Raw genomic sequence first — 12,334 nt, 5'->3', positions numbered from 1 at the left:
ATAAATTATAGTCAGAATATCGCCTGATCATGAGGCGGTTCCGGTGCGACACCCACGTGGCGAGCCATCCGCGCCGATGCTATGAGCAGATCAGCAAGTGCATCGCCAGCCGTGATGCGGCGCTGAAACTGCTTCGAGGCCATCGGCCTCGGGTGATTTCGGCATTGCATCAATCGGGCTGACAGGCGATGTCGGGAATGCGGGCAACATCCGTTCCTGAATTGCGCGTGAGGGAGGCCGGTCGGCGCATGAAGAAGATCGAAGCGATCATCAAGCCGTTCAAGCTGGACGAGGTGAAGGAAGCCCTCCAGGAGGTCGGCCTGCAGGGCATCACCGTGCTCGAGGCCAAGGGCTTCGGCCGCCAGAAGGGCCATACCGAGCTCTATCGCGGCGCCGAGTACGTCGTCGACTTCCTCCCCAAGGTGAAGATCGAGATCGTCCTGGCCGACGAGATGGTGGAAAGCGCCATCGAGGCCATCAAGAAGGCGGCCCAGACCGGGCGCATCGGCGATGGCAAGATTTTTGTATCGACGGTGGAGGGGGCGATCCGCATCCGCACCGGAGAGACCGGCGCGGACGCGATCTAAGGGCTTCAATCCGGAACCCACGATATCGGCTCGCCGCCGGGTGATGACCCGCGGATCGATGGAATTGAGAAACTGCTTTCGAGAGGAATGCGAAGATGAAGAACGCCAAGGACGTCCTCAAGGCGATCAAGGACAATGACGTCAAGTACGTGGACTTCCGCTTCACCGACCCGCGCGGCAAGTGGCAGCACGTGACGTTCGACATCACCATGATCGACGAGGACATCTTCGCCGAAGGCACGATGTTCGACGGCTCCTCGATCGCCGGCTGGAAGGCGATCAACGAATCCGACATGCTCCTGATGCCCGACCCGACGACGGCGGTCATGGATCCGTTCTTCTCGGCCGCGACCATGGTCATCACCTGCGACGTGCTCGAGCCGGCCACCGGCGAGCCCTATGGCCGCGATCCGCGCGGCGTCGCCAAGAAGGCCGAGGCCTATCTCAAGTCGACCGGCATCGGCGACACCATCTATGTCGGCCCCGAGGCTGAATTCTTCGTCTTCGACGACGTCAAGATCTCGGCCGACCCCTACAACACCGGCTTCAAGCTCGACAACATCGAGCTGCCGATCAACGGCATGACCGAATACGAGGGCGGCAACCTCGGCCACCGCATCGCCACCAAGGGCGGCTACTTCCCCGTCCCGCCGCAGGATTCGGCGCAGGACATGCGTGGCGAAATGCTCGCCGCCATGGCCGCGATGGGCGCCAAGGTCGAGAAGCACCACCACGAGGTCGCCTCCGCCCAGCACGAGCTTGGTCTCAAGTTCGACACGCTGACGCACATGGCCGACCAGATGCAGGTCTACAAATACGCCATCCACAACGTCGCCCAGAGCTACGGCAAGACCGCGACCTTCATGCCGAAGCCGATCTATGGCGACAACGGCTCGGGCATGCACGTCCACCAGTCGATCTGGAAGAACGGCAAGCCGATCATGGCCGGCAACAAGTACGCCGACCTGTCGCAGGAATGCCTCTGGTACATTGGCGGCATCATCAAGCACGCCAAGTCGCTGAACGCGTTCACCAATCCCTCGACCAACTCCTACAAGCGCCTGGTCCCGGGCTATGAGGCTCCCGTGCTGCTCGCCTACTCGGCGCGCAACCGCTCGGCCTCCTGCCGTATCCCGTGGACGACCTCGCCGAAGGCCAAGCGCGTCGAGGTCCGCTTCCCCGATCCGATGGCGAACCCCTACCTCGCCTTCGCCGCCATGCTGATGGCCGGCCTCGACGGCATCGTGAACAAGATCGATCCGGGCCCGGCCATGGACAAGGACCTCTACGACCTGCCGCCGCGCGAGCTGAAGAAGATCCCGACCGTCTGCGGCTCGCTGCGCGAAGCCCTGGACTCGCTCAAGAAGGACAACGCCTATCTCAAGGCCGGCGGCGTCTTCACCGACGACCTGATCGAGAGCTATATCGAGCTCAAGATGCAGGACGTGATGCGCTTCGAGATGACGCCGCATCCGGTCGAGTTCGCGATGTACTACTCCTACTGAGGATTCAGCGCCGGGTTCAGGCCCGGCGCCCGGTCTTCCTCCCGACCGCGATGGTTCGCGGTCCAACTGAAACGCCGGGGCAGCAATGCCCCGGCTTTTTCGTACAGGCGCCGGGCGAGCGATTCACAGCAGGAGCCGAAAGGCGACGTAACGTTAAGCGTTCGGTACGGGATTGCGGTTACCACTCATCCGGCTTCAACGCGGGGACGGCTGCAATGCTGCGCATCACCGAAACGCGCCTGACCTACGCGATCCGGCGCGCCAATGACCTCCTGATCAAGAAGATCGTTCCCGCCAGCAGGAGGCACCTTCCGCCCCATCCGCGGATCGCCGTCATTCCGACCGACTATCTCGGCATATCCATCATCGGAAACGGCATCTACGAGCGCCGCGAAATCGCGTTCCTCAGGGAGCTCTTTCGCGCCCGCGGGCTTCAGTCCTCGGTTTTCTTGGACATCGGCGGCAACATCGGCAATCATTCCATCTCTCTTGCCGACAGCTTCGCGGAAGTCGTCGCCTTCGAGCCCAACCCTCCGATCGCCTCGCTGTTCAAGACCAACCTCCTGCTCTCGCAGACGGGCAACGTCCGCCTGCACGAAGTCGGTCTCGGCCGCGCCGACGCCGAGCTGAAGTTCTCCCTGCTCGAAGCAGGCAATGATGGCAGCGGCAGCTTTGCCTCCGGTCGGGGTGATATCGTGCTGCCGGTTCGCCATGGTGACCGCTATCTCGCGCAGAGTGAGCCGGAGATCGCGGCCAGCACCAAGCCGATCGGCTTCGTGAAATGCGATGTCGAGGGCTTCGAGGCCGATGTCTTCGCCGGGTTGCGGGAGACCCTTGCGCATCACCGCCCGATCCTCGCGTTCGAAAGCAATCACCGGCCCGCCGGAGAAAAGGCTTGGGCGGAACTTCGCGCCGCCGGCTACGATACGCTGTCCTGCCTCAGGGAGACCGGCGACGACGGCAGCCGGCTCGTCCAGGAGGCAAAGCGGTTGATCCTCGGCTATTCCTGCTGGCTCGAGTCTGTCCCTGAGGTACCGGAGCGGCGTTGCAATCTCGTCGCCAGCTTCGGCCCGTTGACTTGAGACAAGCGGGCGCGCCGGCAAAGCCGACGCTCACCTAACCTTAGGAAAGCCGTGGCATAGGCTGGTTTCAAATCTTCCCACCAGGGCCGCCAGCACGCATGCCTTCCCCCCAGCCCTCTCCGCCGCCTTCCGTCGTGATCTTCGGCTCGGCCCGGCCGGTCACCTGCGCCGTGATGGACTATTCGCGCCGGCTCTGCGACGCGATCAACGCGCAGCGCCCCGGCTTCATCGCCATGCGGATGATCGAACCGAACCAGCCCGCCGGCTTCGTCAGGGCCATCGCCGAAGTCCTGCGCCGCGACCAGGTCGCGCATTTCCAGCTTCCGGTCGAAGGCTGGGGCAACGCCATCCTGCCCGGCTCGGCCCTGCTGGCCGCGCGGCTGCTGAGCCGCAAGGGCCGCATCGCCGTCACCCTGCACGAATGGGCCTCGCTCAACCGGCTGCGCTACCTCTCGATGATCCCCGACGTGCTCGCGACCGACGGCTTCATCTTCGTCTCGCCGCAGCAGCGCGAGAGCTTCCTCAGGACGTCGCTGGTCAGCGATAGGAAGAAGCAGGCCGCGCCGGTCATCCCGATCGGCCCCAACATCATGCCGGCCCGCATCGACCCCGAGCGCGTCGCGGAGGAGCGCGTCAAAACGCGCGGCAGCGGCGCAACGGAAGCCGAGATCGTCATCGGCTATTTCGGCGTGCTCTATGCCAGCAAGCGGCCGGACATGCTGCTGCGCGTGATCAGGGCGTTGCATGAGCGCGGCACCAGGGCGCGGCTGCTGATCTGCGGCGATTTCCTCTGGGACAAGCCGAAAGACCGCGAGGCCTTCTTCGCATTGGCGCGCGAGCTCGGCGTAATCGATTGGCTCGACTTCCGTGGCCGCATCGACGACGAGGGCGAGTTGATGGCGGCGCTCTCGGCCGCCGACGTCTTCCTGCTGCCCTTCACCGACGGGATCAGCACCCGCCGCGGCAGCTTCCAGGCCATTAGCCAGCTAGCGGTACCCTTGGTCTCAACCAGGCCCGAGCGCCCCGATGAGTTCGATCTCTCGCCCTCGCTGAAGGCCAAGATCGACAATCCCGCGACAGTGCTTTGCCCCATCGATGCGACACCGGACGCCTTCGCCGAAGCGATCCTGAGAGCCAATGCCCACAAGGCCGAGGCAATCGGCATCGACCTGGCTAAGTCATGGGATGATGCCGCGACAGCCCATTTGGCCTTCTACGACCGGCTCATGGCGGCGAACCGCAAGGCCTGAAGCCTAGGGCTGCGCCGAGCGCCCTACCTCAGCGCCAGCGCAACCAGGCCTACGAGCGCAACAGCCGCAACGAGCCACCACAAGCGCCGGGACTGGCTCATGCCGCCGAGACGCGAGCTGGACAAGCCGGCCATGTCCTCATGGGCAAAAGCTTCGCCGGCAAGACGAGCGGCCCGCTCCAGCCCTACCAGCTTCACTCTCGGCACTGACGAACGCGACGTCACGGCTCTATCCCCCTTGCCGAAGCATAGCGCATTGCTGCGATCCGCGAAGTTCGACTTCGGTCTGATTGTTCTGCCCGGCTCGCTTAACGCTGCATGAACCATCTTCGTTCCCCGCCCCTGCTCCAGCGAACCCTCGCAAAGCCGGCTTGACCGGGGCTGAAACAGCTTGACGCGGCGGCATGGAGCTGGCACTCACTAGATGTACTGTACGTTACAGTTTAACCAGATCCGAGAGCAACGTCATGTCCCCCTCCGCCCCGCTTTTCCTCCGTCTCGCGCCGGTCCTTGCCCTGCTCGGCATGTGCCTTGGCATCGTCATGGGCATCAGCCAGGACCACCGGCTTCAGACCCTGCACGCCCATGTCAACCTGATCGGCTGGGTCTCGATGTTCCTGGCCGGCCTCTACTACCGACTCGTGCCTGCGGCGGATGGCCGCCTGGCCTATTGGCACTTCGGCCTCGCCACATTAGGGCTCGCATCATTGGGTACGGGCTTGGCCGGGCTCGCCTTTGGCGAGCGCTCCTTCGAGCCTTTCGCCGTGGTCGGCTCGTTGCTGACGATTGCCGCGATGGCGGTTTTCGCCTGGATCGTCGCCCGCACGAGCTGACCGGCCAAATGATGAAACGACAGACGCCTTGAGTGCCACAGACGCAGCCCCGCCCTCCGCCCCGCCGGCTCGCAGTCCGCGCGGGGCGCAGCGCGGCGAGGCCATCCTCGACGCCGCCCGCGCGCTCTTCCTCGAAAAGGGCTTCGCCGCCACCAGCATCGACGACATCGTCGCCCGTGCCGGCGGCTCCAAGGCGACGATCTACAACCTGTTCGGTGACAAGGCCGGCCTGTTCCGCGCCCTGATCAGCCGCTTCACCGAAGATTTCCTCGAAACCGTCGTCTTCGCCGACCTGCCCGAGACGCTGCCGCCGCGCGAGGCGCTGCGCATGGTCGGTCGGGCGGCAGCCAGCTCGATCCTGTCGCAGCCGCAGACGGAGATCCTGCGCCTGGCTGCGGCCGAGGGCATTCGCTTTCCCGAGCTCGGCCGCGGCTTCTGGGCGGCAGGTCCGGTCACGGCCGGCGCGGTGGTCGCGCGCTATCTCGCCCGGCAGCACGCGCTCGGCACGCTGAACGTGCCCGATCCGGAGCTCGCCTCGGACGTGTTCTACAGCATCACGATCGACCGGCGCGCCATCAGGCTGCTGCTCGCGGCCTGCGAGCCGCCGACGCCCGAGGAGATCGATCGTTTCGTCGCTGAGTCCACCGAGATTTTCCTCAGGGCATTCGCGCCTGCATGACGGCTCTGCTATGTGCGTTAAGCACAGTGACAGCGCGTTTGCGCTAATCTAACGCGTTGCGAATCAGGTTGGACCGGCGAAACCGAATGGCTGAGAGCGGCGATCTTTTTGGTGGGAACGAAAGCAGCACGCCGCGACCTTCGGCCGTGCCGCCGAAGCGCGAGCAGCCGCAGCCTGCCAAGCCAGTGGCCAACGCGGGCAACGGCGCGACGCCGCGCGGCAACGGCACCTTGTCCGAGGCCGGCTACGACGCCTCCGCCATCGAGGTGCTGGAGGGGTTGGAGCCCGTCCGCCGTCGTCCCGGCATGTATATCGGCGGCACCGACGAGCGCGCGCTGCACCATCTCTTCGCCGAGGTGATCGACAACGCCATGGACGAGGCCGTCGCCGGCCACGCCACCTTCATCGATGTCGAGATGTTCGAGGACGGCTCGCTCGCCGTCACCGACAATGGCCGCGGCATCCCGGTCGATCCGCACCCGAAATTCCCCGGCAAGTCGGCGCTCGAAGTCATCATGACGACGCTCCATGCCGGCGGTAAATTCGATTCCAAGGCCTATGAGACCTCGGGCGGCCTGCACGGCGTCGGCATCTCCGTCGTCAACGCCCTCTCGGACCGGCTCGAGGTCGAGGTCGCGCGCGGCAAGACGCTCTATCGCCAGATCTTCTCGCGCGGCCTGCCTATGGGCCCGCTGGAGACGGTCGGCCCCGTCGCCAACCGTCGCGGCACCCGGGTGCTCTTCCATCCCGACGCGCAGATCTTCGGCGAGGGCGCCCATCTCTCCCCTGCCCGCCTGTTCCGCATGGCGCGCTCGAAGGCCTATCTCTTCGGCGGCGTCGAGATCCGCTGGACCTGCCCGCCTTCGCTGCTGAAGCCCGAGGGCGATGTCGCGGCCGAGGCCGTGTTCCGATTCCCCGGCGGCCTGCGCGACTATCTCGGCCGCGAGATCGAGGGCAAGGACCTCGTCGCCGAGCCGATCTTCGCCGGCAAGATCACCAAGGATGGCGGCCACGGCTCGCTGGAATGGGCGATCGCCTGGCTGGCGACCGGCGAGGACGGCTTCTCGTCGTCCTACTGCAACACGATCCCGACGCCCGAGGGCGGCACGCATGAGCAGGGTCTGCGCGTCGCGCTGCTGCGCGGCCTGCGCGACCATGCCGAGCGCATCGGCCAGTCCAAGCGCATGGCGCAGGTCACCTCCGACGACGTCATGGCGACCTGCGCCGCGATGCTCTCGGTCTTCATCCGCGAGCCGGAGTTCCAGGGCCAGACCAAGGACAAGCTCGCGACGCTGGAGGCCGCCCGCATCGTCGAGAACGCGGTGCGCGACGCCTTTGACCATTGGCTCGCCGCCTCGCCGCAGCAGGCGCTGCGCCTGCTCGACTGGTCGGTCGACCGGGCCGATGAGCGCCTGCGCCGCCGGCTCGAAAAGGAAGTCTCGCGCAAGACCGCGACGCGCAAGCTGCGCCTGCCCGGCAAGCTCGCCGATTGCAGCTCGGCCGGCGCCGCCGGCTCCGAGATCTTCATCGTCGAGGGCGATTCGGCCGGCGGCTCGGCCAAGCAGGCGCGCAACCGCGCGACGCAGGCGATCCTGCCGCTGCGCGGCAAGATCCTCAACGTCGCCAACGCCACGCGCGACAAGCTCAACGCCAACCAGCAGCTCGCCGACCTGATCCTGGCGCTCGGCTGCGGCATCGGCAGCCAGTTCCGCGAGGACGACCTGCGCTACGAGAAGGTCATCGTCATGACCGACGCCGATGTCGACGGCGCCCATATCGCCTCGCTGCTGGTGACCTTCTTCTGGCGCCAGATGCCGCGGCTGATCGAGAAGGGCCATCTCTACCTCGCAGTGCCGCCGCTCTACCGGCTCCAGCATGGCGGCAAGAGCGTCTATGCCCGCAACGACGCGCATAAGGACGAGCTGATCGAAAGCGTCTTCAAGGGCAAGAAGCCGGAGATCAGCCGCTTCAAGGGCCTGGGCGAGATGATGCCGGCCCAGCTCAAGGAAACCACGATGGACCCGGCCAAGCGCATCCTGCTCAAGGTCATGGTCGATCATGAGGCCAAGGAAGAGACGGCCGACGTGGTCGAGCGGCTGATGGGCAACAAGCCCGAGGCGCGCTTCCTCTTCATCCAGGAGCGGGCCGCCTTCGCCGGCGAGCTGATCGACCTGTGACGGCAGGCGGCGCCCGTTCGTTCCGGGCGCGCCACCCCTTCAATTTTGTCGGCCTCGCCCGCAATTCCGGCGGGCTGCCAGCAGCGGGCGGCGCGGGCAACCTGCCCCCATGCCGAAGAGAACCCGCCATCGCCCGAACGACCCCTGCCATGATGCCGATAACTGGGCCCGTGTCCCGCCGCAGCAATGGCCGCTGATCGCATGGGGCAGCCTGCTTCCGCTTCATCTCGACGCCGGCCCGACCTGGCGCCAGCCGACTGGGACGACATCGCCATCTTCCACGCCGTCGCCGTCCACGGGGCGTTGGCCGTGGCGGCGCTGGCGCTCGGGCTGAGCGAGGCGACGCTCGCCCGCCGGCTCAAGGCCTTCGAGGCGAAGCTCGGCGTCCCTCTGTTCCGCCGCACCGCCAACCGCCTGATCCTGACGGAGGCGGGCACGGCGCTCGCGGGCGACGCGGCCGAGATCGCTGCACGCGTCGATCGCTTCATGAGCCGGGCGAAGGCAGCGCGCGCGGCCGACGACGCGCCGGTCCGGATCACCGCCACGACCTCGATCAGCCTGTTCCTCACCATGAACGCCACGGTGATCTCGGCCGCCGCCGGCGTTGAGATTGTCATCATCAGCACGCGCGACCGGCTCGACATCGCCCGCGGCGATGCCGACATCGCCGTGCGCATGCACAAGCCGCCGCAGGAGAGCGGCCACTACAGCCAGAGGGTCGGCCGACTGGTCCAGGCGCTCTATGTCCGCCGCGACGTCGATCCGCTGAGCGCGCCGATCATCTCCGTCAACCGCGAGGTCTCCTCGCGCATCGACGAGCATATCCGGCGCTGGGCGGCCGGCCGGCCGATCGCGGCTCGCGTCGGCGATTCCGCCGCGCGCTACGAGAGCATCCGCTCGGCCGGCGCGGTCTCGATGGCGCCCTGCTTCATGGCTGATGCCGACGAGGCCCTGTTGCGCCTGGAGCCGCCGCCGCCCGAGACGGCCGACGAGATCTTCCTGGTCTCGCACGAAGTCTCGCGGCAGCGCCCCGCCGTGCTGGCGGTGCTCAAGGCCTTGCAGAAAGTCTTCCGCGACAACCGTGCGCGGCTCAACGGCGATGCCGTCGCCGCACCGGTGAAAGCTTCGTCCTGACGATCGATCCACGCAATGTGACAGATCACGTCAAGCATTCGCTAACCGTCCTTTTACCGCAGCGCGTGCATTCTGCTGGCAAGGGCGCCTTCGCGCTCAGTCAAGGCGGGCTGTCGCATGCACCTCATCAAGCATTTCTGGAAGAACGAGCGCGGCACCATGGTCGCCGATGTCGCCAAGGCGGGCGCCGCCATCGCCTTCCTCTCGGTCATCGCCGCCAATTTCGTCTCGTCGCAGACCGAGCGCTTCGACAGCGAGCGCCTGACCCAGGTCGCAGGCGCGGCCTCGAAGGGCCAGCCGATCGACCCGCTCGTCACCGGCTCGATCCGCAAGAGCGCCAACGAGACCAGGCTCGACCCCTGCGTCCTGCCGCGCTAGAGCATCGGACCAGAAAGCGGAATCCGGCTTTCGAAAAATCAGATGAAATAACAAAGACTTATATCGCAGTCTTGCGTCCGAAAGGGCGCACGGCGATCTAGCCCAGCCACGCCAGCAGTTCCTGCGTCAGCACCTCCGGCTTCTCCAGCGTCGAGAGATGTCCGCTGCCCGGCACCACCACGAGCTTTGCCTTCGCCCCGATTCCCTCAGCCATCTCTTGCGCCTCGGCGACGGGCGTAATGGCGTCCTCCTCGCCGACCAGCACCAGCGTCGGCACCGAGATGCCGCCAAGGCCGGGGCGAGAATCCGGCCGGCCCATGATCGCGTGCTGCTGGCGGATGAAGCCCTCCGGCCCGATATCCTCGGCCATTTGCCGGACCAGCAGCCGCAAGGGCTCGTCGGTCAGCCGGTGTGCTGCCACCAGCCTTTGCCAGAGCAGGGTCGTGACGTTGTCGAAGGCGCCCTTCTCCGCCAGCGCGATCATCTGCTCGCGCGGCGTGTTGGTCTCCGGCGTCGCCGGCTTCGCGCTTGTGTCGAGCAGCGCCAGCCTGGTCACGCGCTCCGGCGCCTGCCGCATCACCTCGAAGGCGACATAGCCGCCCATCGACAGCCCGCAGAGCGCGAAGCGCTCGGGCGCCGCGGCAAGCAGGCGCTTCGCGATAGGGCCTAGGCTCTCATCCCGCGCATGGTCGGCAACGACGATCATTCGCCCGGGCGCCAAAGCCGGCCATTGCGGGCCGTAGAGCGCGGCCGTGCAGCTGAGGCCGGGGATCAGGACAAGCGGTTCGGACATGGCGACGTTTCCGTCCTCGTTGCGCGGCATGGCATGGTCCGCAGTGATGGGTGAGTTGGTGCTCGCGGACAAGGCCAGGCGGGCCGGCTTCCCCCTGCGACTGCCTTATCCGAGGGCAGTTGCCGAAGATCGTGCTCGCGCGAGACGCGATCAACCGGGTCACCTGCCATGGCAACAGGGCTGCAATGCTGCATTGGCGGTCTAGTTTATTGACTTCGCCCCACTTTTTCTGCATTGCACAGGGGTCCGAAGGCGCGCAGGAACGAGAAGTCGCGCCAACGTCGCGGTTGATAGGTCATCCCGCCACGTGCAACCGACCCTTGAAGAGCGCAACCCTCGATGTCTTTTGCCGAACTCGGCCTGAGTGAAAAGGTTCTGACAGCCGTCACGACCGCAGGCTATACCACGCCGACCCCGATCCAGGCCCAGGCCATTCCCCATGTGCTGGCCCGTCGCGATGTCCTGGGCATCGCCCAGACCGGCACCGGAAAAACCGCCGCCTTCACCTTGCCGATGCTGACCATTCTCGAGAATGGCCGCGCCCGGGCAAGGATGCCGCGCACGCTGATCCTGGAGCCGACCCGCGAGCTTGCGGCGCAGGTCGAGGAGAACTTCACCCGCTACGGCGTCAACCAGAAGCTTTCGGTGGCGCTGCTGATCGGCGGCGTCTCCTTCGGCGACCAGGACGCCAAGATCACGCGGGGCGTCGACGTGCTCATCGCCACGCCCGGCCGCCTGCTCGACCATGTCGAGCGCGGCAAGCTCCTGCTCACCGGCGTCGAGCTCCTCGTCATCGACGAGGCCGACCGCATGCTCGACATGGGCTTCATCCCGGACATCGAGCGCGTCTGCAAGCTCGTGCCCTTCACCCGCCAGACCCTGTTCTTCACGGCGACGATGCCGCCGGAGATCACCAGGATCAGCGAGCAGTTCCTGCATAACCCCATCCGCATCGAGGCCTCGCGCCCGGCGACGGCGGCGACGACGATCACGCAGCGCCTGATCGCTTCGAACGGGCAGGATTTCGAAAAGCGCGACACCCTGCGCAAGCTGATCAACGAAGCCAGGGACCTGCAGAACGCCATCGTCTTCTGCAACCGCAAGCGCGATGTCGCGACGCTGCACAAGTCGCTGCAGAAGCACGGCTTCCCGGCCGTGGCCCTGCATGGCGACATGGACCAGTACGCGCGCATGGCCGCGCTCGAGTCGTTCCGCACCGGCGAGAACCCGATCCTCGTCGCCAGCGACGTCGCGGCGCGCGGCCTCGATATCCCGGCCGTCAGCCACGTCTTCAATTTCGACGTGCCGACCCATGCCGAGGATTACGTCCATCGCATCGGCCGCACCGGCCGCGCCGGGCGCGAAGGCGCCTCGTTCACGATCGTGACCCGCCATGACGAGAAGCTCGTGGCCGCGATCGAGAAGCTGACCGGCCAGCCGATCACCTGGGAAGGTCCCGGCCTCGACGGCCTGCCCCCCGGCGCCCCCCGCGAGGAGCGGCGCGGTGGACGCCGTGACGAGCGTCGCCCGGCGCGCGGCGGTGGCCGCAGCCGCCCCGAGCGCACGGAGCGCGCCCCGCGCAGCGAACCGGCCGAGGCGGCAGCGCCCGCCACCGAGCGGGGCGAGCCGCGTCGGCGCAACCCCGACGGCCCGATCAAGACCCGCATCCGGCACGATCCCGAGTCGCGCGCGGCCAGGCCTGCCCAAGCCAAGCCTGCCCAAGAGAAGCCGGCTCGAGAGAAGCCAGTTCAAGAGAAGCCGGCCCCGATCTCGCCCACCTCCTCGGCTTCGCCCGCCAAGGCCCCGCAACCGCGCCGCGACGACGATGACCGGGAGCCCAAGGTCAAGGGGCTTGGCGACCATGTCCCGGCCTTCCTGCTGCGGCCGGTCAGGGTGGGATGACCTCAAGGGGGAGCC

Annotated in this window: 11 protein-coding genes; 10 read left to right on the top strand and 1 reads right to left on the bottom strand. The window is 66.6% G+C overall.

Translation table 11 applies throughout. From position 1 onward, the window contains the following. The first annotated feature begins 248 nt into the window (after window positions 1–248). The 9 genes from DWF00_RS13690 (at window position 249) to DWF00_RS13650 (ending at window position 9,624) form a co-directional block, all read left to right on the top strand. Window positions 249–587, top strand: coding sequence for a P-II family nitrogen regulator (locus DWF00_RS13690; protein WP_043236635.1), 339 nt, complete (start codon window positions 249–251; stop codon window positions 585–587). Window positions 588–682: 95 nt separating this feature from the next. After that, the gene (glnA, locus tag DWF00_RS13685) at window positions 683–2,092 is read left to right on the top strand and encodes a type I glutamate--ammonia ligase (RefSeq protein ID WP_114832849.1); all 1,410 of its coding nucleotides are present in this window, start codon (window positions 683–685) and stop codon (window positions 2,090–2,092) included. Window positions 2,093–2,307: 215 nt separating this feature from the next. Then, window positions 2,308–3,174, top strand: a complete 867-nt coding sequence (locus DWF00_RS13680) for an FkbM family methyltransferase (protein ID WP_181832927.1) — start codon at window positions 2,308–2,310, stop codon at window positions 3,172–3,174. 98 nt (window positions 3,175–3,272) lie between these two features. Next, window positions 3,273–4,424 (top strand): glycosyltransferase family 4 protein, encoded by a 1,152-nt coding sequence (locus DWF00_RS13675; protein ID WP_114832847.1) that lies wholly within the window; start codon window positions 3,273–3,275, stop codon window positions 4,422–4,424. Between the two features lie 466 nt (window positions 4,425–4,890). Next, a complete protein-coding gene (locus tag DWF00_RS13670; RefSeq protein ID WP_114832846.1) occupies window positions 4,891–5,256 on the top strand; it encodes a hypothetical protein in 366 nt (121 codons plus the stop codon). A gap of 28 nt (window positions 5,257–5,284) precedes the next feature. Continuing rightward, window positions 5,285–5,935: a TetR/AcrR family transcriptional regulator gene (locus DWF00_RS13665; RefSeq protein WP_181832926.1), complete on the top strand. Its 651-nt coding sequence runs from the start codon at window positions 5,285–5,287 to the stop codon at window positions 5,933–5,935. 86 nt (window positions 5,936–6,021) lie between these two features. After that, window positions 6,022–8,112 (top strand): DNA topoisomerase IV subunit B, encoded by a 2,091-nt coding sequence (parE, locus tag DWF00_RS13660; RefSeq protein WP_114832844.1) that lies wholly within the window; start codon window positions 6,022–6,024, stop codon window positions 8,110–8,112. 201 nt (window positions 8,113–8,313) lie between these two features. Then, entirely contained in the window at window positions 8,314–9,246 is a 933-nt protein-coding gene (locus tag DWF00_RS13655; RefSeq protein WP_181832925.1) for a LysR family transcriptional regulator, read from the top strand. 117 nt (window positions 9,247–9,363) lie between these two features. Then, a complete protein-coding gene (locus DWF00_RS13650) occupies window positions 9,364–9,624 on the top strand; it encodes a hypothetical protein (protein ID WP_114832842.1) in 261 nt (86 codons plus the stop codon). A 97-nt stretch (window positions 9,625–9,721) separates the two neighbouring features. Here DWF00_RS13650 and DWF00_RS13645 read toward each other — a convergent pair whose 3' ends face one another. Beyond that, window positions 9,722–10,417: an alpha/beta fold hydrolase gene (locus DWF00_RS13645; protein ID WP_114832850.1), complete on the bottom strand. Its 696-nt coding sequence runs from the start codon at window positions 10,415–10,417 to the stop codon at window positions 9,722–9,724. A gap of 339 nt (window positions 10,418–10,756) precedes the next feature. Here DWF00_RS13645 and DWF00_RS13640 point away from each other — a divergent pair, with 339 nt between their 5' ends. Beyond that, complete coding sequence (locus tag DWF00_RS13640; protein ID WP_114853029.1) at window positions 10,757–12,319, top strand: DEAD/DEAH box helicase; 1,563 nt, start codon at window positions 10,757–10,759, stop codon at window positions 12,317–12,319. Window positions 12,320–12,334: the final 15 nt, after the last annotated feature.

It is taken from the genome of Allobosea caraganae, from assembly GCF_003351345.1.
GTDB lineage: Bacteria > Pseudomonadota > Alphaproteobacteria > Rhizobiales > Beijerinckiaceae > Allobosea > Allobosea caraganae.
This window is presented reverse-complemented; position numbering and strand designations above follow the sequence as displayed.